The 18,829-nt window shown below is 72.9% G+C and carries 14 protein-coding genes; 9 read left to right on the top strand and 5 right to left on the bottom strand.

Features of this window, described 5'->3' with window-relative positions; translation table 11 throughout:
• The first annotated feature begins 5 nt into the window (after positions 1-5).
• The 3 genes from ACQPYD_RS28895 to truA all read left to right on the top strand — a co-directional run bounded on the left by ACQPYD_RS28895 (position 6) and on the right by truA (position 2,734).
• On the top strand, positions 6-1,028 hold the full coding sequence (locus ACQPYD_RS28895) for a DNA-directed RNA polymerase subunit alpha (protein WP_267946670.1): 1,023 nt from the start codon (positions 6-8) through the stop codon (positions 1,026-1,028).
• Between the two features lie 70 nt (positions 1,029-1,098).
• A complete protein-coding gene (gene rplQ, locus ACQPYD_RS28890; protein WP_267946669.1) occupies positions 1,099-1,590 on the top strand; it encodes a 50S ribosomal protein L17 in 492 nt (163 codons plus the stop codon).
• 145 nt (positions 1,591-1,735) lie between these two features.
• Positions 1,736-2,734, top strand: coding sequence for a tRNA pseudouridine(38-40) synthase TruA (truA, locus tag ACQPYD_RS28885; RefSeq protein WP_433698564.1), 999 nt, complete (start codon positions 1,736-1,738; stop codon positions 2,732-2,734).
• A 309-nt stretch (positions 2,735-3,043) separates the two neighbouring features.
• Here truA and ACQPYD_RS28880 read toward each other — a convergent pair whose 3' ends face one another.
• Entirely contained in the window at positions 3,044-3,883 is an 840-nt protein-coding gene (locus tag ACQPYD_RS28880; RefSeq protein ID WP_433698563.1) for a hypothetical protein, read from the bottom strand.
• Between the two features lie 1,516 nt (positions 3,884-5,399).
• On the opposite strand from ACQPYD_RS28880, the gene rplM reads away from it, so the two are divergent.
• From rplM to ACQPYD_RS28860, 4 genes are all read left to right on the top strand, one after another.
• The gene (gene rplM / locus ACQPYD_RS28875; RefSeq protein WP_330089875.1) at positions 5,400-5,849 is read left to right on the top strand and encodes a 50S ribosomal protein L13; all 450 of its coding nucleotides are present in this window, start codon (positions 5,400-5,402) and stop codon (positions 5,847-5,849) included.
• A gap of 37 nt (positions 5,850-5,886) precedes the next feature.
• Positions 5,887-6,396: a 30S ribosomal protein S9 gene (gene rpsI / locus ACQPYD_RS28870; RefSeq protein WP_330161793.1), complete on the top strand. Its 510-nt coding sequence runs from the start codon at positions 5,887-5,889 to the stop codon at positions 6,394-6,396.
• A gap of 159 nt (positions 6,397-6,555) precedes the next feature.
• The gene (gene glmM / locus ACQPYD_RS28865) at positions 6,556-7,896 is read left to right on the top strand and encodes a phosphoglucosamine mutase (RefSeq protein ID WP_433698562.1); all 1,341 of its coding nucleotides are present in this window, start codon (positions 6,556-6,558) and stop codon (positions 7,894-7,896) included.
• A gap of 232 nt (positions 7,897-8,128) precedes the next feature.
• Positions 8,129-9,157, top strand: a complete 1,029-nt coding sequence (locus tag ACQPYD_RS28860; protein ID WP_267946663.1) for an ROK family glucokinase — start codon at positions 8,129-8,131, stop codon at positions 9,155-9,157.
• A 4-nt stretch (positions 9,158-9,161) separates the two neighbouring features.
• Here ACQPYD_RS28860 and ACQPYD_RS28855 read toward each other — a convergent pair whose 3' ends face one another.
• Positions 9,162-9,758 (bottom strand): Uma2 family endonuclease, encoded by a 597-nt coding sequence (locus ACQPYD_RS28855; RefSeq protein ID WP_433698561.1) that lies wholly within the window; start codon positions 9,756-9,758, stop codon positions 9,162-9,164.
• 203 nt (positions 9,759-9,961) lie between these two features.
• Between ACQPYD_RS28855 and ACQPYD_RS28850 the strand changes: the two genes are divergently transcribed.
• Together ACQPYD_RS28850 and ACQPYD_RS28845 are read left to right on the top strand one after the other, a co-directional pair.
• Entirely contained in the window at positions 9,962-10,735 is a 774-nt protein-coding gene (locus ACQPYD_RS28850) for an SDR family NAD(P)-dependent oxidoreductase (RefSeq protein WP_433698560.1), read from the top strand.
• Between the two features lie 9 nt (positions 10,736-10,744).
• Complete coding sequence (locus ACQPYD_RS28845; protein ID WP_433698559.1) at positions 10,745-11,509, top strand: crotonase/enoyl-CoA hydratase family protein; 765 nt, start codon at positions 10,745-10,747, stop codon at positions 11,507-11,509.
• A 235-nt stretch (positions 11,510-11,744) separates the two neighbouring features.
• Here ACQPYD_RS28845 and ACQPYD_RS28840 read toward each other — a convergent pair whose 3' ends face one another.
• From ACQPYD_RS28840 to ACQPYD_RS28830, 3 genes are read right to left on the bottom strand one after another with little or no spacing between them, the layout of a single operon-like run.
• Positions 11,745-14,477, bottom strand: coding sequence for a CDP-glycerol glycerophosphotransferase family protein (locus ACQPYD_RS28840; RefSeq protein WP_433698558.1), 2,733 nt, complete (start codon positions 14,475-14,477; stop codon positions 11,745-11,747).
• Between the two features lie 40 nt (positions 14,478-14,517).
• Positions 14,518-16,587: a glycerophosphotransferase gene (locus ACQPYD_RS28835; RefSeq protein ID WP_433698556.1), complete on the bottom strand. Its 2,070-nt coding sequence runs from the start codon at positions 16,585-16,587 to the stop codon at positions 14,518-14,520.
• Positions 16,584-18,050 carry an SDR family NAD(P)-dependent oxidoreductase gene (locus ACQPYD_RS28830; protein ID WP_433698555.1) on the bottom strand — a complete coding sequence of 489 codons (1,467 nt, stop codon included), beginning with the start codon at positions 18,048-18,050 and terminating at the stop codon, positions 16,584-16,586. The genes ACQPYD_RS28835 and ACQPYD_RS28830 overlap by 4 nt, the downstream gene beginning before the upstream one ends.
• Positions 18,051-18,829: the final 779 nt, after the last annotated feature.

The following is an 18,829-nucleotide window of genomic DNA, read 5'->3' as shown; positions in this document are numbered from 1 at the left end:
GGACCATGTTGATCGCACAGCGTCCCACGCTCGCCGAGGAAGTCATCTCGGACCTGCGCTCGAGGTTTGTCATCGAGCCGCTGGAGCCCGGTTTCGGCTACACCATCGGCAACTCGCTCCGGCGCACCCTGCTGTCCTCCATCCCCGGCGCGGCTGTCACCAGCATCCGCATCGAGGGCGTCGAGCACGAGTTCACCACCGTGCCCGGTGTCAAGGAGGACGTCACGGAGATGATCCTCAACCTCAAGGGCCTGGTCGTCAGCTCCGAGCACGACGAGCCCGTGCTGATGTACCTGCGCAAGCAGGGCCCCGGCGTCGTCACCGCGGCGGACATCGCTCCGCCCGCCGGCGTCGAGGTGCACAACCCCGAGCTGCACATCGCCACGCTCAACGGCAAGGGCAAGCTGGAGATGGAGCTGACGGTCGAGCGTGGCCGCGGCTACGTCTCGGCGACGCAGAACAAGCAGGCCGGCCAGGAGATCGGTCGTATCCCGATCGACTCCATCTACTCGCCGGTCCTGCGTGTGACCTACAAGGTCGAGGCCACCCGTGTCGAGCAGCGCACCGACTTCGACCGCCTGATCGTCGACATCGAGACCAAGCCGGCCATCCGTCCCCGTGACGCGGTCGCCAGCGCGGGCAAGACCCTGGTCGAGCTGTTCGGTCTGGCGCGCGAGCTCAACGTCGACGCCGAGGGCATCGACATGGGCCCGTCGCCGACGGACGCCGCCCTCGCGGCGGACCTGGCGCTGCCCATCGAGGACCTCAACCTGACGGTGCGCTCGTACAACTGCCTCAAGCGGGAGGGCATCCACAGCGTTGGTGAGCTGGTCGCCCGCTCCGAGCAGGACCTGCTGGACATCCGCAACTTCGGTGCGAAGTCCATCGACGAGGTCAAGCAGAAGCTCATCGACATGGGCCTGTCCCTGAAGGACTCCCCGCCCGGATTCGACCCCAGCACGGCGGCCGACTCCTACAGCTCCGACGACGACGAGGGCGAGTCCTTCGTCGAGACGGAGCAGTACTAACCGACCTTCGTCGCCCACATGGTCCACGGCCGAGTGCGGCCGCGGATCGCATCACTAGGAGAACGACACCATGCCCACGCCTACCAAGGGCGCCCGTCTGGGTTCCGGGCCCGCTCACGAGCGGCACATCCTGGCGAACCTCGCGACCTCGCTGTTCCAGCACGGCCGCATTCGCACCACCGAGGCCAAGGCCAAGCGTCTGCGCCCGTACGCCGAGAAGCTGATCACCCTCGGCAAGCGCGGTGACCTGCACGCCCGTCGCCAGGTTCTCACCAAGATCACGGACAAGTCCGTGGTGCACGAGCTGTTCACCGAGATCGGCCCGCGCTTCGAGAACCGTCCCGGTGGCTACACCCGGATCACCAAGATCGGTCCGCGCAAGGGCGACAACGCCCCCATGGCGGTCATCGAGCTGGTCGAGGCGCTGAACGCCCCCGCCGCTCCGGCCGCCGCCCCGGTCGAGGAGCCCGTCGAGGCCCCCGCCGAGGAGACCGCGGCCACGGAGACCGAAGAGGTCGCCGAGACCGACGAGGCCGCCGAGAAGAGCGCCGAGAGCAAGTAGGGCGGATGGCGCGCGCGGGCAGGACCTGTGTGTGCGACCGCTCGCCGAGTGCCCGATCCCTCCGGGGGTCGGGCACTCGTGTTTTCCAGGAGGGCGGACGCCTGGGGCGCCGCCCTCCGACGGTGGGCCTGAACGGATGGGTGTGATGGACGAGAACGGGACGACGGCCGGGGCCGGGCCCGCGGGGGAGCCCCCGCGCGGCGCCGCGGCGGAGGAGTCGGCACGCGCCGGTGTTCCAGGGGGCGCCGGGACCGGTGGCGCCGCCGGCCCCCCGGAGGCCGGCGGGGGCTCCGGTGACGCGTCCGGGGCGGAGCCGGCGGTCAGGATCCGGCTGGACATCGCCTACGACGGCACGGACTTCTCGGGGTGGGCCGCGCAGCCCGGGCGCCGCACGGTGCAGGGCGAGCTGGAGTCGGCCCTGGAGAGGGTCCTGCGGCTGCCGCGCGTGGCACTGACCTGCGCGGGTCGCACGGACGCCGGGGTGCACGCCAGGGGGCAGGTGGCGCAGGCCGACATCCCGGCGGCCACCTGGGAGGCCGAGGGGGAGAGGGTGCTCCGCCGCCTCGCCGGGGTCCTGCCCAAGGACGTGCGCGTGACCGGGGCCCGGAAGGCCCCGCCGGGGTTCGACGCGCGGTTCTCCCCGCTGTTCCGGCGCTACGAGTACCACGTGAGCGACGCCCCCCACGGGGTGGACCCGCTGCTGCGCCGGTCGGTGCTGTGGCACAGGAGCCCGCTGGACGAGGGGCGGATGAACGAGGCCGCGGCGCGGCTGGTCGGCGAGCACGACTTCGCGGCCTTCTGCAAGAAGCGGGAGGGCGCCACGACCGTCCGGGAGCTGCTGCGCCTGGAGTGGGCGCGTGTGGACACCCACCTGCTGCGCGGGACGATCCAGGCGGACGCCTTCTGCCACAACATGGTGCGCGCCCTCGTGGGGGCGCTCCTGGCCGTGGGCGACGGGCGCCGGGACGCGGACTGGCCGGGGACGGTGCTCGGCGCGGCCGTGCGCGACTCCTCCGTGCACGTGGTGGGACCGCAGGGGCTCAGCCTGGAGGAGGTGCGCTACCCGGGGGACGAGGAGCTGGCGGCGCGGGCCTCGGCGACCCGGCGGGTGCGCGAGCTGCCCTGCCGGGGGCACTCGGCCTGACGCGGGGCGCGGGGTGCAGTGCGCGGGGTGCGGGGGCCGGAGACCGGCGGCGCCGGGGCCGACGGGACCGTCAGGGCGCGCGGTGCGGCCGGGCGCCGCACGCGCGGCCTGCGTGACCGGTGCGGGGCCGGTGCGGCCTGTGGCAGGCAGCGGGGCCGGTGTGACCCCGGGATCCCCCCGCTTTCCACGGTAGGGCCGGGCCGCGGGCGGGGGAAGCCCGCTCTGCGGGCTGTGGACGGGGGCGGAGAGGCCGGGGACGACGGAGGGGGCGCCCGGACCGGGCGCCCCCTCCCCGTGTTCCCGGGCGGATCAGGCGCGGTCCTCGCTGAGGGCGCCGAACGCCTCGTCGAGGAAGCCGTCGCCGATGGTGCGCAGCTCGGTGGCGGACTCGCTCTCCTCCGAACCCTCCTCGGAGCCGTCGCTGTTGGTGGCCAGGGCGAAGAGCACGTAGCGGCCCCACTGGCCGCTGCTGCCGTGACCGCCCGCGTGGCCGAGCCGCTCGGCGGGGGTGCCCTCCTCGCCGGCGAGGCCGGCGAACCACTGCGCCCCCACGAGGTCCTGCGCCTCCATGGCGGCGGCGGCGTCCTCGTCCGAGGGCATCGCCGCGACCCCGATGGTCACCGCGTGGGCCTCGTCCTCGCTGAGGTAGGACGCGCGGACCAGCTGGCGGCACTCGTTGTCGGAGAGGACCTGGCCGTAGTCGCCGTGCGCGCCCGCGGAGCAGTCCTCGATGTCGTCGACGGCCACACGGGTGAACGTGCCGCCCTCCACGTCGAGGGTCTCGGGGAAGAGGTCGTCCGGGGCGAGCGCGCCCGGGTCGTCGGACTCGTCCGCGACGGCGGAGGCGCTCGCGCCGCCGGACTCCGTCCCCCCGCCCATGGCGATGAGGAACGTCCCGCCGCCCACGACGACCAGCAGCGCGGCGAACCCGGCGATCATCAGGAGGCGGCGCTTCTTTGCGCGCGCGTCCGCATAGCCGTCGTCACCGGACGCGTAGTCGTCGTAGTCCTCGTAGTCGTCGATCCCCTGGACGTCGAACTGCGCGGTGTCGACGCCGGCGTCGTCGGGGACCTCGTCCCGGTACAGGGGGCGGTTGTCGCGCCTGCCCGGCGCCGCGGGGACCGCGTGGATGTTCTGTGTGGCCCCCATGGCCTCCGGGGGGAACACGGGGTCACCCCTACCCGGCTCCCCGGCCCCCGGGCCGCGAGGCGGCGCCTGGAAGGCCTGCTGGGGGCTCGGGGCCGCGCCGGGCGGCAGCGCGCCCGGCGGCAGAGCGGGGGCGCCGCGGCCGGCCTGGCCGCCGGACGGAATGCCGGGGAGCGGGCGCGGGCCGCCGCCCGCGGGGCCCCCGTGCGGGGGAATCTGACCGCCGGTGGGGGCGCCGTACGTCGGCTGCCCGGACACCTGGAAGTCCGGCTGGGGCCCCTGCTGTCTTCGGGGGCCCTGCGGCCCCTGGGGCGTGCCGGGAGCCTGCGGCAGTCCGGGCGCCGGGGCGCCGGGGGGCGGGCCGGGCCGTCCCTGTACGTGCGGGGGGAGGGGCGGCGCGCCCTGGCCGTGGGGGAGGGCGCCCGGGGGAAGCGTCGGGCCGGGGGGCTGGTGGGGACCGCCCCGGGTGAGATGTCCCATGCCGGGGCCGCCGCCCGTGGGGCCCCCGTGCGGGGGGGCCTGGCCCCCGGCGGGGCCTCCGTGCGGAGGCACGTGTCCGCCGGTGGGAGCGCCGTACGGCGGCTGTCCGGGGCGCATCGGGGGCTGGCCGCCCGTGGGCGCGGCGGCGGGGCCGCCGGGGTGGGGCGGCTCCTGGGGGCCGCTCGGGCCGCCGCGGCCCGCGGGATCGCCCTGGCCGCCGTGGAACCCCTGCTGGGGCCCGCTCTGCGGGTACGGGAAGGGGGTCTGCGGGCCGCCGGGCCGCGCGTGCGGGGGGGAGGGCTGCGGGGGGAGGGGCGGCCGGCCGCCCGCGGGCGCGGAGTGCGGCTGCTGCGGCCCCGATGTGGGATGCTGGCCCTCGGCATGGGGGGCCGCTGATCCGAGCAGGTCCTGGCCGTCACCGGCCTCCGGTCCGAGGGGTCGCCCGTCGGGTCCGTACTGTGGCTGGTTCGGATGGGTACTGATGGGAGTCTCCGAAGGCTCTGGGGATGGGAACCGGGCCGCGGTCGACCGGGCTCACGGCCTGGTGCGCCCTCTGGCGTCAGCACCGGCTCCCGGGGTGTCGGCGTCCGTGACGGGCGTCTCCTGGGGTGCGTGTCGGCGCCCGTCGTTCCGGGCGGAGACCGGCCTTTCGGTGCAAGCGTAGCCAACGCGCGGACGACCGCAGGACGAAGCACTCCCGGCACAAGGCATAATAAAAGGCGGAGAGGTCACGGATGTGACCCCGTGCCGGCGCTTCCCGCCGAGCGTGGTCCTGCCGGTCCGCACTGTCGCTGGCTTTGACCTGCGCTATGGTGGCCAGGTAGGATATCCCGTCGTTGTGCGTTGAGTTGCCGTGGGCCCCGAACTCCCGTATTCGGGTGCCGATCCACGCACCATCGTCTGCGCACTCACCATCGGAGAGTCCTGTGATTGGCATGGGACACCCGGCCAAACACCCCGCAACCGCGGGTGTGTATACGAGTCCCCCTTCCCACCTTCGGGATGGGGCAGCCGACTGAAGAAGCGAAGGCAAACGATCGTGCGCACATACAGCCCCAAACCAAGCGATGTCCAGCGTCAGTGGCACGTTGTCGACGCTACCGATCTCGTGCTCGGGCGTATGGCGAGCCAGGTTGCCACGCTCCTTCGGGGCAAGCACAAGCCGTACTACGCGCCCCACATCGACACCGGCGACTTCGTGATCGTCGTGAACGCCGACAAGGTCGCCCTGACCGGTAAGAAGCTGGAGCAGAAGAAGGCCTACCGGCACTCCGGCTACCCCGGCGGTCTGCGCTCCGTGGCGTACGTCGACCTGCTGGAGAACAACCCCGAGCGCGCCATCGAGAAGGCCGTCAAGGGCATGCTGCCCAAGGGCTCCCTCGGCCGCCAGATGGCCAAGAAGCTCAAGGTGTACGCGGGCGCGGAGCACCCGCACCAGGCCCAGCAGCCGGTTCCGTTCGCCATCACCAAGATCCAGCAGCCCGCCTAGGCGTTCGCAGACTTTTACAGAGAGCACGAGGAAAACCGTGGTCGAGCCCACCGGCATCGAAGAGGTCGAGCAGGAGATCGCTGACAACCCGGAGGAGTTCCCCTCCGAGTACACCAGCGAGTCCGACGAGACCGTCGCCGCCTACGTCCCCACCGCTTCCGGCCCCAGCGCCGGTACCGGTCGCCGCAAGTCGGCCGTCGCCCGCGTCCGCATCGCCCCCGGTTCGGGCGAGTGGAAGGTCAACGGCAAGCCCCTTGAGGTCTACTTCCCGGACAAGGTCCACCAGCAGACCATCAAGGACCCGTTCGTCTCCCTCGGGTTCGACGGCGCCTACGACGTCTTCGCCCGTCTCGACGGCGGCGGCACCAGCGGCCAGGCCGGCGCGCTGCGCCACGGCATCGCCCGTGCGCTCGCGACCCTGGACCCGGAGAACAACCGCCCGACCCTGAAGAAGGCCGGCTTCCTGACCCGCGACTCCCGTGAGGTGGAGCGGAAGAAGGCCGGTCTCAAGAAGGCGCGCAAGGCTCCCCAGTTCTCCAAGCGTTAGTGCTCATGCGCCGGCACCTGCTCGGCTGAGCTTCGGCCCGTACGCCGTTCCCGTTTCCAGGGGGCGGCGTGCGGGTCTTTGGTTTTTCCGGTGGCTTGCGCCACGCTGAACTTCACCGGCGCCGGACGCGGCGCCGTTTGCGAAAGGGGCTGGTCGCCTGTGGCTCGGCTGTTCGGAACAGATGGTGTACGGGGCGTCGCCGGTCGGGACCTGACCGCGTCCCTGGCTCTGGACCTCTCCATCGCCGCGGCGAGGGTGCTGACGCGGGACAGCGGGTCGGGGCGCAGACCCAGGGCCGTGGTCGGCCGGGACCCGCGCGCCTCCGGCGAGTTCCTGGAGGCGGCCGTGGTCGCCGGCCTGGCGAGCACCGGCGTGGACGTGGTCCGCGTGGGTGTGCTCCCCACGCCGGCCGTGGCCTTCCTCACCGGTGAGCTGGACGCCGACTTCGGCGTGATGCTCTCCGCCAGCCACAACCCGGCCCCCGACAACGGCATCAAGTTCTTCGCCCGGGGCGGACAGAAGCTGGAGGACGCCCTGGAGGAGGAGATCGAGGGCATGCTCGGCGTGCCCTCGACCCCCGCCGTGGGCGACCAGGTCGGCCGGGTCGGCGAGGCGGACGACGGGGCCGAGCGCTACGTCGCCCACGTGCTCGCGTCGGTCCCGCACAGCCTCAAGGGCCTCAAGGTCGTGGTGGACTGCGCCAACGGCGCCTCCACCGCGGTCGCCCCTGAGGCCCTGCGCCGGGCGGGCGCCGAGGTCGTCACCATCGGGGACCGGCCGGACGGCTACAACATCAACGAGGGCTGCGGCTCCACGCACCTCGAGGTGCTCCAGGAGGCCGTGCTCCTGCACGGCGCGGACGCGGGCATCGCCAACGACGGCGACGCCGACCGCTGCCTGGCGGTGGACGCGGACGGCCGCGTGGTCGACGGCGACCAGATCCTCGCCATCCTGGCCGCCGAGGCCAAGGACGAGGGCAGGCTCGCCAAGGACACCCTCGTGGTGACGGTCATGTCCAACCTGGGGCTGAAGCTCGCGATGGAGCGGGAGGGCATCGCCGTGGTGGAGACCGCGGTGGGCGACCGCTACGTGCTGGAGGAGATGAAGCGCGGCGGCTTCGGCCTGGGCGGCGAGCAGTCCGGGCACGTGATCCTGCTGGACCACGCCACGACCGGCGACGGCGTGCTGACCGGGCTGCACCTCCTCGCGGCGATGGCCCACCGCCGGCAGGGGCTGGCCGAGCTGGCCAAGGTGATGACCCGCCTGCCGCAGGTGCTCATCAACGTTCCCGACGTGGACAGGTCCCGGGTGAAGGACTCCGAGGAGCTGTGGTCGGCCGTGCGCGCAGCGGAGGCGGAGCTGGGCGAGACCGGGCGGGTGCTGATCCGTCCGAGCGGGACCGAGCCCAAGGTCAGGGTGATGGTGGAGGCTCCCGGGCAGGAGCAGGCGGCGGCGGTGGCCGAGCGGCTGGCCGCGGTGGTCCGCTCCGCCCTGGGCTAGGGAGTGGTCCGCGGGCGCTCCCGGTGGGCCCGGCGCTCGCGCCGCGAGCCCGGAACGACCCGCGGGACACGGCCCGGGCGCTCCGGGGGCCTTCGCCCCGCGGAGGCCCGCCGGGGCGCGGCCCCGACCCCTCGAACGCGCACCCGGGCACGACGCCGCCCGGGTGCGCGTTCCCCTGTGTGGCGGACCCGCCACTCCGGCGCGGGTCCCTGGAACCGGTGAAGTGGTCACGATGGCGGACACGCGGTACGGGCACGCCCTGACGATCGGGGTGGACATCGGCGGCACGAAGGTCGCGGCGGGCGTGGTGACGCCGGGCGGGCGCATCCTCGCCCGCCTGCGCACGGAGACGCCCGAGCGGAGCAAGAGCCCCGCTGTGGTGGAGGACACGATCGTGTCCGCGGTGGAGGAGCTGCGCCGGGAGTTCCCCGTGCGCGCGGTGGGGGTGGGCGCGGCCGGCTTCGTGGACGAGCGGCGCGCGAACGTGCTGTTCGCCCCGCACCTGTCGTGGCGCAAGGAGCCGCTGCGCGACGCCCTGTCGCTGCGGCTGGGCCTGCCGGTGGTGGTGGAGAACGACGCGAACGCCTCCGCGTGGGCGGAGGTGTGCGCCGGTTCCGGCCAGGGCGTGGACCACGTCGTGGTGGTCAACCTCGGCACCGGGATCGGCGGGGCGGTGGTGCTGGACGGGCGGCTGCACCGCGGCCGGTACGGGCTGGCCGGTGAGTTCGGTCACATGACGGTGGTGCCGGGCGGTCACCGGTGCGAGTGCGGCAACCGCGGGTGCTGGGAGCAGTACGCCAGCGGCAACGCGGTGACCCGGGAGGCCCGGGAGCTGGTGGCGGCGGAGTCCCCGGTGGCCAGGGCCCTGCACCAGGCGGTCGGGGGCGACGCCCGGCTCATCACCGGTCCGCTGGTGAGCGAGCTGGCGCGCAAGGGCGACCGGGCGTGCGTGGAGCTCATGGAGGACGCGGGGGAGTGGCTGGGGACCGGCCTGGCCAACCTGGCCGCGGCGTTCGACCCGGAGCTGTTCATCATCGGCGGCGGCGTGTCCGAGGCGGGGGAGCTGCTGCTGGCCCCGGCGCGGGCGGCGTTCGAGCGCAACCTCACCGGTCGGGGCTACCGGCCGACCGCACGGGTCGCGGCGGCGGCCCTCGGGAACGAGGCGGGGCTGATCGGCGCCGCCGACCTCGCCCGGGAAGGGCTGCCCCGGTGGCACCAGAGGCGCCGCCAGCGGCGCTTGAGGGGGCCGTACCGGGGCTGAGCCGTCAGCGGGGGGCCAGCGCCTTCACGTCGATGTCGATCGGGAAGGGCACGTCCAGCTTGAGCCGTTCCCGCGCGATGGTGACCGGCACGTAGCGGGGGTCCTTCGTCCCGTCGAGCTCGTAGACGTGGATCGCCGGGCCGTTCTCCTCGTGCTCGACCCTCCAGAAGTGGGGGATGCCCGCCTGTGCGTACTTGAGGGGCTTGGTGGTGCGGTCCCGGTCCCGGGACTCGTCGGACACGATCTCGATGGCGACCAGAACGTTCTCGGGCGGTACGTGGGTGGCCCGGTACCAGTCGAGGTGCTCCTCGTCGCCCTTCTCGAACCGGTAGAGGAGTACGTCGGGTTCCGGCCTCTGGTACTTACCGAGTTTCATCGTCATCTCTTGCAGGACCTCGACGTCCCGGGGAGCCGAGTCCTCCAAGGCATTGGCGAGCCGACGCATGACCTGACTGTGGAACCGGGTCTGGGGGGAAAGCAAGACGAGCGCTCCGTCGATGAGTTCCATCCGGGGTACCCCCGGGGGAAGGTTGTCCATGTGGTCGGCGGTCCATCCACCGGGCGGCGGCATGAACCAGGCGGGGAGCGGCTCGGCGGTCATCGATTCCTCCGGGGTCGATTCCTGAGCCCACTGTAATCCTGTCGCTCTGCTCATGACAGGACGGTAGCGCTCCGTGACGACAAGGTGTGGCGGACCGGGAAAGGGGCCGGTGGGACGGCGCGGGCTCCGGTCCGGAGCGGCCGTCCGCAATTAACCGAACCCGGTTCTAGTGCGTGGGTCACATCCTCGGTAGAGTTCGGGCCATGGATCTGAACGGAATCTCCGCCCTCGTCTCGGGCGGCGCGAGTGGCCTGGGCGAGGCCACCGCCAAGGAGCTCGCGGCAGCGGGCGCCACCGTCGTCGTCGCCGACCTCAACGCCGAACGCGGCGAGGCCGTCGCCAAGGAGATCGGCGGGGTCTTCGTCTCCACCGACGTCTCCCGGGAGGACCAGGTCAAGGCCGCGGTCCAGGCCGCCGTCGACACCGGCAGGCCCTTCCGCGTCGCGGTCTCCTGCGCCGGGATCGGCTGGGCGACCCGCACCGTCGACCGCCACGGAACCCCCCACGACCTGGACAGCTACCAGAAGGTCATCCAGGTCAACCTCATCGGCACCTTCAACGTGCTGCGCCTGTCCGCGGCCGAGATCGCCAGGACCGAGCCGCTCAACGAGGACGGCGAGCGCGGCTCGATCGTGAACACCGCCTCCCTCGCGGGCATCGAGGGCCAGATCGGCCAGATCGCCTACTCCTCCTCCAAGGGCGGCGTCATCGGCATGACCCTCCCCGCGGCCCGCGACCTCGCCGCGGTCGGCATCACGGTCAACACGATCGCCCCCGGCATCCTGGAGACCCCCATCTACGGGGAGGGCCCCGCCTCGGAGGAGTTCAAGGCCCGCCTGGCCGCGCCGGTCCCCTTCCCCAAGCGCCTCGGCACCGCCGCCGAGTTCGGGAAGCTGGCGCGCGCCCTGCTGGAGATCAGCTACGTCAACGGAGAGGTCGTCCGCATCGACGGCGCGCTCCGCATGCCGCCGAAGTAGGGGGACACCGTGTCCGACGAGGTTCTCTACACGGCCGAGGACGGCGTCGCCGTCATCACCATCAACCGGCCCGGGGCCAGGAACGCGGTCAACGCCGCGGTCGCCGCCCAGGTCGCCGAAGCCCTCGACGACCTGGACGCACGCAAGGACCTGAGCGTCGGCATCATCACCGGCGCGGGCGGCACCTTCTGCGCGGGGATGGACCTCAAGGCCTTCATGAAGGGCGAGGTCCCCTTGGTGGAGGGGCGCGGATTCGGCGGGTTCGCCGAGCGCGGTCCGAGCAAGCCGCTGATCGCCGCCGTCGAGGGCCACGCCCTCGCGGGCGGGTTCGAGGCGGTCCTCGCCTGCGACCTGGTCGTGGCCGCCGAGGACGCCCGGTTCGGGATCCCCGAGGTCAAGCGCGGCCTGGTCGCCGGTGCGGGCGGGCTGCTGCGCCTGCACCACCGGATACCGCGCAACATCGCCATGGAGTTCGCCCTCACCGGCGACTTCGTCGGCGCCCCCCGGATGGCCGAGCTGGGCCTGGTCAACCAGGTCACGGGGAGCGGCGGGGCGCTGGAGGGGGCCCGCGCCCTGGCGGCGCGGATCACCCCCAACGGCCCGCTGGCGGTGAGGGTGTCCAAGGAGATCATCGCCGCCTCGGACGACTGGTCCTCCACGGAGATGTGGGAGAGGCAGAACGAGCTGGCGGGCCCCGTGTTCGTCAGCCGGGACGCGATGGAGGGGGCGGCGGCGTTCGCCGAGAAGCGCCCCCCCGTGTGGACGGGCGAGTAGCGCCGCCCGGCGCCTCCGGCTCCGCGTGCGGCGGCCGTCCCCTCCCGGGGGCGGCCGCCGCCGTCGTCCGCGCCCGGGAGGGGCGGCCGGACGCCGCCGGGCCCCGGCCCCGTCCCGGTGCCCCTGTCCCGGTCGCAGGGCCGGTCCGCCTTCTCCGCCCCTCAACCGGGGCGGGGCGCACGGCTCCGCCCCCGGGCTCCGGGAGGACCCGGCGCCCGGGGGCGGAGAACACGGCCTAGCCCTCGCCGCCGCCCAGCATGCGGTCGACCACCCGCTGTGTGGCACGGCCGTCGGAGGGGTGGCAGAAGTCGCGGACGAACGCCTCGTACTGCTGCGCGTACTCCTCGGTGACGGACCCGATGTCCCGGATGGAGCCGATGAGCTCGTCCGAGGTCTTGATCAGCGGCCCCGGGGCCCGCGCGGTCAGGTCGAAGTAGAACCCGCGCAGGGTGTCCCGGTAGTGCTCCAGGTCGTAGGTGAAGAACAGCATCGGCCTGCCGGAGTGGGCGAAGTCGAAGAACACCGACGAGTAGTCGGTGATCAGCACGTCCGTGATCAGGTACAGGTCGGCGATGTCCGGGTACTTGGACACGTCCCAGACGAACCCCTGCCCCGCGCCCGGGATGCTGTCCAGCACCTTCGGGTGCTTGCGGAACAGCAGCACGTGGTCCTCGGCGAGCTCGCGCTGCGCCGCCTCCAGGTCGATCCGGAGGTCGAGCTTGAAGCGGGTCCCGCCGTAGCGCTGGTCGTCGCGCCAGGTCGGGGCGTAGAGGACCACCTTCTTGCCCTCGGGGATGCCGAGGAGTTTGCGGGTCCGCTCGGCGCGCTCCTCGCGGTCGGGGGCGTGGAAGACGTCGTTGCGCGGGTAGCCGGCCTCCAGGATCTCCGTCTCGCAGCGGAACGCGCCGCGCATGATGGGCGTGGTGAACGAGTTCGGCGAGACCAGGAAGTCCCACTGGCGGGACCGGTGCGGCAGGCTCGCGATGTAGGCCCGGTTGGCCTTCGGCGTGCCGAGCAGGTCGGCGCCGATCTTCTTGAGCGGGGTGCCGTGCCAGGTCTGCACCACGGTCTGCCCCTCGCGCCGGACGAACCAGTCGCCGATGCCGACGTTCGTGACGACGTACCGGCTCCGGGCCAGCGCCTCGTACCACTCGCGGCTGTGCCACTCCACGGGCACGACGCCCGGCGGCAGGGACACCTGCTGGTCGTCGACCGACCACAGGTGGTCGACCTCCACGCCGCGGCGCACCAGCTCCTCGTACACGGCCCGCGGCGAGTCCGAGAACTGCTTGCCGCCGAAGCTGTTGTAGAACACCGCCTCGCGCAGGGGCAGCGCCTTCTGCTCCGCGGTGAACGCCTCGCGCAGGACCCTCTGCCGGTAGGCGCCCTTCTCGGAGGCGTCGAGCGGACTGGCGGGGGACAGGAACAGACGGTCGTGGAACCGGTGGTCCACGGAGTAGGAGCGCTTGGCCCCCTGGTGGACCAGGGGCAGCCGCGGCACCAGGTCGTGCCGGATCTTCACCGGCACGTCGTTGGAGTCGTCCCAGTCCTGGACGGAGCGGAACGACATGTACCACCGGCCCTTGCGCAGCGGCAGGGTGTCGCCGTGGGAGTCGTGGTGCTCGGGGTCGATGACCGCCCGGAAGCGCCCGTCGGCGACCTCCACCGGCACGGGGACCTCCTCGAACCGCTCCCCGTGGCGGAGCACCATCACGCGGTCCCGGTCCGGGCCGGTGTAGGAGCCGGACAGCACCAGGTCGCCCTCCACCCACTCCATCGCGTCCACGACGGGCTGGCGGAGGCGGTCGTGCAGGACGAGGGTGTCCACGGCGGTGACGCCCACCGAGATCTCGCGGCCGCCGTCGGTCGGGTGGGCCTGTGAGAGCACGCCGTCGGCGACGACGACCGGCACCCGGTGCCCGCCGACGACCGCGTGGGCGCGCAGTTCACGGGTCTCCTCCGTGTCCGCCACGGAGAGGTCGGCGAGGGGCACGGTGACGCGGCGGCGCCCGTCGGGACCGTCCGCCTCGGCCTTGTACTCGCGTTCGACCGGCTCCTTGGCCGGGCCGTGGGAGAGCACGAGGCCCTCCACGGGACGCTCGGCCGGGCCGCGCAGCCCGAGGCTGAGCAGGTCGGCGTCGAGGGAGTGGCCGACGAGTTCGGCCTCGACGGACTGGATCTCGAACTCCAGCCGCTTCTTGCGGAACGCGCTCACCCAGCGGGTGGACGCGTCCAGGCGGTGGGCGTGCTGGTGTCCGGCGGGGCCGATGTCGCCGGGGACCAGCCCCGCCCTGTGCGGCCTGCCCGAGGCCCACACGCCGAGGGTCAGCGACCACGTCGAGGGCTTCCAGCCGTGGCTCCCGCGCAGCTTGGCGGGGTCGACGAACAGCTCGAACCCGGCCCAGTCGTAGCAGTGCAGCGCCTGCTTGGAGTCGGCCGTGGCGCGCGGCTCGTGCCGCGGGGCCATGCGGACCACGACGCGCCGGCGCGAGGCGGTGTCGGTCAGCCACGCCATCGCGGGGACGCGCGGAGCCGACTCCACGGGCACGTTGCGCACGTACGCGTAACCGCGCAGGCGCAGGCGTCCCTCCACCCAGGCCATGTCGGTCAGCTTGGTGACCAGCGGCATCTCGGAGTTCTTGAGCCGGGTGACCTCCCTGGGCAGGGACGACGGCGCGATGCCGGGCACCTCGACCGAGGGCGACAGGCGTCCCCGCACCAGGTGGGCCTGCGGGTTGTCCCGCTCGTACCGGATGACCGTCTCCAGGTCGTCCAGGCGGTGCTCCTTGGCCAGCCACAGCTTGACCCTGGTCAGCGGGGAGAAGGCCCTCAGGTCGCCGGGGGCCGAGCCGCCGACGAACTCGTCGGCGGCGGCGAGGAAGCGCGCCCGCTCGTCCTCCTCGGACTCGGGCAGGTAGCGCATGAGGCGCTGGAGTTCCTCGGGGACCGTGCGCTTTGCTCCGGCCATGGGTTGTCAGGTTCCTTTCAGGAGCGCGGTGGACGGGGCGTCACACACGCGCGGGAGCGGGGTCCGCCCCGGAGGGCGGGGAGCCGGCGGAGGAGCGGGGCGCGTCGTCCGCGGCGGACGCGTCCGCGGACGCAGCCCCGGACGCGTCCGGGCGCTGGTCGCTCCTGCGCCGGTAGAGGTCGTCGACGGCGGCCTCGAAGCGCGACTGGGAGCTGGAGTCGCCGGAGCCGAGCAGGTAGGCCTTGAGCCTGGTGCGGTCCTCCGCCAGGGGGTCGGTCGCGGCCGACCGGACCGCCGCGAGCGCGGCCTCCAGGCCGCCCCCGTCCGGCGCGAGCATGTACGCGGCGCCGGAGGTGGGGTGCTTGTCCTGGAACTCCTCGTCCGTGATGCCCTCGCAGTTGGTGATGGCGTAGGGCTTCTCGGTGGCGATGAAGTCGGCGACGACGCTGGAGATGTCGCTGATGAGCAGGTCGGCCTGGTTGAAGCACGAGTAGAGGGTCGGGCGGGGACCCTGGATGACCAGGTGCTCGGTGTCGGCGCGGCCCTCCCAGTACACCCGGTGCCACTCCTCGGACAGCTGCTGGAGCTCGGCGGCGGCGCCGGGGTCGGCGGTGCCCTCCTCACGGGAGTTGTGGGCCTCGTCGGTGGCGCCGTTGTCGGTGTCGAAGGCGGCCAGGCGCCGTTCGAGGGAGGCGAGGTCCGGGCGGTCGCGTCCCGCCGGGGAGCGGTCGCCGTTCACGGCCGCGGCCCGGTTGGCCTCCTCCAGCATCGCGACGATGCGGCGGTGCGCGCCGCGGGCGGCCGCGGACCGGACCCCGGTGAAGGGGTGCGGCTTGTACAGGACGCGCACCCGCGGCTCGGCGGCCAGCAGCGTCCGGATCAGCGCCGGGCCGGCGTCGGTCAGCGACGTGTTGCCGGGCTCGTCCGTCCACCCCTCCCAGGTCGGGGCGTACAGCACGCTGCGCACGGCGTTGGGGGCGGTGTCGGTGCGGATCGCGTCGAGCTGGGGGCGGCCGACCTCCACGATCTCGTCGTCGCGCACGCCCACCCGGGCGCGGTCGTAGCGGTCGCGCCCGGCCCGTCCGGCGGTCCACACCTCGTCGTAGACCTTGCTGAACGGGTTGATGCTGGCCACCTTGTCGCTGTCCCCGTGGCCGATGAACACGTGGCCCAGCAGCGGGTTGCGCAGCATGTGGATGTTCTTGCCGGTGTTGGCCGGGTAGAGGGCCACGCGCGCCGGGCCGAAGTCCAGCGCCATCAGGTCGGTCGAGGTGGGAACGCACAGGACCGGCACCGGCGTCGGGGCGAGCTGCGCGGCGATGACCCGCTCGCGCAGGACGACCACCGACCGGCGCGGCAGCGCGGCCACGGCCTCCAGCCACATGTTGACCTGGTAGGCGGAGTCGGCCGAACCCGAGAAGTAGAGGACGACCTCGGGCCGGTAGGAGTCCAGCCAGTTCTGGGCGAACTCCATGACCCGCTCGGACTCGGGGATGGTCCGGGCCCGGGCCAGGTGCCATCCGAACAGCGCCAGGGCCAGCACGGTCAGGGACACGGAGGCGATCGCCCCGGCCACGACGGCCCAGACCGCGCCCTCGGCGACGTAGGCGACCGCTCCGGCGACCAGGAACGCGTCCAGGGGCAGCAGGCGGCTCATGGGCTCGCGGACGAGCACCATGGGCGGGCTGTCGGGGATGCGCAGGGGGCCCAGGTCGATGTTGCGGGTGACGATCGGCAGGCGGCGGCGCATCCGCAGCAGCCGGGCGGCCACACCGCACACCAGCTGGAGCCCGAACAGCACCAGGCAGGTCAGTAGGACCATGCCGATGCCCGTGGAGGTGGCCGTGGGCGTGGTGATGAGCAGGCCCAGGGCGAGGAGCTGGCGCAGCAGGGCCCGCGGCGTGATGCCCAGGCGGATCTGCTGGACGAGCTTGGCGAGCGCCGGCAGGCGGTGCAGCAGGAGTGCGTCCATGGCGTAGCTGCCGACGGCCCCCACCAGGAAGACCCACCACAGGCCGGTGATCACGCCGACGAGCATGACCAGGTAGGACAGCCCGAGCAGGGCGGACCAGCCGATGGTCTCCCTGCCCAGTTCTCTGAACTTGTTCACTTGGCTCCCTCCGTCTCCCCGCGGGGGGCGCCGGTCACGGCGCCGGGAGGGTCCTCGCGGCGCACGTCGACGACGTGGCCGGTCAGGTCGGACAACAGGACGTCCACGGACGTGCGGGCGACCTTCTCCGCGCTGAGGAGGCTCCCGGCCGGCTCGTCGCCGAAGGCGTTGGTGCGCATCGGGGTCTGCGTGCGCTCGGGGTTGATGCAGTTGATCCGGACCCCGTCCTGCGACCACTCGTCGGCCAGCGCCTGCGTCAGGTTGACGGTGGCCGCCTTGGTGGAGGAGTACAGGCTGTACTCGCCCCTCCCGCGCGTGTAGGAGCTGGAGGTGTACAGCAGCAGCTGCCCGCCGGTCTGGGCCAGGTACGGGAAGGCGGCGCGGGCGATGTGGACCGGGGCGAGGTAGTTGACCCGCAGGGCCTCCTCGATGGTCTCCGGATCGGTCTTGTCCAGGCGCCCGATCCGGAGCACGCCGGCGGTGTTGACGACGAAGTCGACCCGGCCGGTGGCGGAGTGGGCCTGTTCCAGGGCCGCGGCGACGTCGTCGGGGTTGGCGACGTTGGTGCGGGTGGTGCCGCGCGAGTAGCGGAACACGCGCGCGCCGTGCTTCTCCGCCAGGTCGGCCACGCCCGCGCCGATGCCGTAGCTGCCGCCGAACACGACGACGGTGGCCCCGGCGAGCCGCTTCGCGTAGTCCTCGTCGGAGAACTCGGGGGTGGCGGAGGAGGCCAGCTGGAACAGCTTGTCGGCGATGAAGATGTCCACCGGCTGGGTGACCTTCATGTTCTGCTCCTCGCCGGCCACCACGTGGATGGGGACGCCGGGCGAGTAGCGCAGCACCACCGAGCAGTCGTCGGTCGCCTCGAAGCCCGGGTCGTCCCACGCCTTGACGTAGGCGTCGCGGATGGTGGCCAGGCGGAACCCCTGCGGGGTCTGGCCGCGGCGCAGCCGCGAGCGGACGGGGACGTCGGTGATGACGTCGTCGTCCACCTCGATGATCGTGTCCGAGGAGGGGATCGCCACGTCCACGGCCTCGAAGGACCCGAGCGCGGTGACGCAGTCGTCGATGACGCGCTGGGAGAGCATCGGGCGCACGGCGTCGTGGAAGAGCACGTTCGTGGTCTCCGCCGGGAGGTGCGCCAGGGCGTCGAGGGCGAGCTGGGTGGTGGCATTGCGCGATGTGCCGCCGGGCAGGACGCGCGTGACCTTGGACAGGCCGGCGCCGCGGACGATCGCCTCCGCGTCGGAGACGAACCCGGGGTTCATCATCACGATGACCTCGTCGACCCTCGGAGCCTGCTCGAAGATCGTGAGCGTGTGCTCGAGGATCGACTTCCCGGCGATCTTGAGCAGCTGCTTCGGGGTGGCCAGTCCGATGCGCTGGCCGCTGCCGCCCGCCAGGACGACGGCCACGGTGCGGTGCGCCGACGCAGGCGTCGGGCGCGCGGAGGAGTGAGGCAAGGTGATGTCTCCCGTCGAAACGCGAGATGTCGAACGACGCCCCCGGCTACGCAGACCCCGTCGGGGTGGACGTGTGGGGGAGAGGGAACGCGGGAGGGACAGGACCCGCGCGGGGGATGCGCGTCACTTCATGACATGTGTGCGTTGTCTGGATGAAAGTGGATGCTTCGGCGTCACGTTGACGGCCGTGGCCGCCCCGGGGTTTACCCGGGGCCCGATGCGATTTGTAGTTCGTTCTGGTCGTCTTGGTCTGGGATGCGTGTCTTGCGCCCCCTGTTCGGGTGACATCGCCCGCCCACCCGCCACGGTGCGGTAGGACGGCCGGTGGCCCCTGTGTGAACGGTGCGCGGGACGCGTGCCGGGAACCCGGAGCGGGACTCGTGGGCCGACTCCTGGGCTAACGCCCCTCCCCAGGGGAACGGTTCGCCCGGACAGCCGGATATATCCACGTAGTGGGAACACACAGGTGAACACTACCTAACCCGCCGAAGCACCTTCTTCTCGTGTGATAGCAGTCATTCGCCCCGCGCCCGCGGCGGAGGGGCCCTCCGCCGCCGGTGCGACCACCGTGGCCAGGGGAGAGTCCCGGACGGCCCGTGCGCGCGGGTCGTCCACGGACGCGCCGAACCCGGTCCGAGTGTCCGGCCCCGGGGGGTGCTCGACCCGGACCGCCCGCCGCCCGGCCGGGGCGCCGGACCCCGGGGTGCGCCCCGCGGCCGGGAGGGTGTCCAATCCCACCGGCACGGGAGCGCGCCCGTGCCGGCGGACGCGCCCGGGCC

Origin of the sequence: Nocardiopsis sp. CA-288880 (genome assembly GCF_050955985.1) — a bacterium.
GTDB lineage: Bacteria > Actinomycetota > Actinomycetes > Streptosporangiales > Streptosporangiaceae > Nocardiopsis > Nocardiopsis tropica.
The sequence above is the reverse complement of the archived record's forward strand: the minus strand, read 5'-3'. Positions and strand labels throughout refer to the sequence as shown.

Coding starts and splice junctions, on each gene's coding strand:
- ACQPYD_RS28850 (WP_433698560.1), top strand. CDS start 9,962: ATGGATCTGAACGGAATCTCCGCCCTCGTCTCGGGCGGCGCGAGTGGC.
- ACQPYD_RS28840 (WP_433698558.1), bottom strand. CDS start 14,477: ATGGCCGGAGCAAAGCGCACGGTCCCCGAGGAACTCCAGCGCCTCATG.
- ACQPYD_RS28860 (WP_267946663.1), top strand. CDS start 8,129: ATGGCGGACACGCGGTACGGGCACGCCCTGACGATCGGGGTGGACATC.
- ACQPYD_RS28880 (WP_433698563.1), bottom strand. CDS start 3,883: ATGGGGGCCACACAGAACATCCACGCGGTCCCCGCGGCGCCGGGCAGG.
- ACQPYD_RS28895 (WP_267946670.1), top strand. CDS start 6: ATGTTGATCGCACAGCGTCCCACGCTCGCCGAGGAAGTCATCTCGGAC.
- rplQ (WP_267946669.1), top strand. CDS start 1,099: ATGCCCACGCCTACCAAGGGCGCCCGTCTGGGTTCCGGGCCCGCTCAC.
- ACQPYD_RS28855 (WP_433698561.1), bottom strand. CDS start 9,758: ATGACCGCCGAGCCGCTCCCCGCCTGGTTCATGCCGCCGCCCGGTGGA.
- truA (WP_433698564.1), top strand. CDS start 1,736: ATGGACGAGAACGGGACGACGGCCGGGGCCGGGCCCGCGGGGGAGCCC.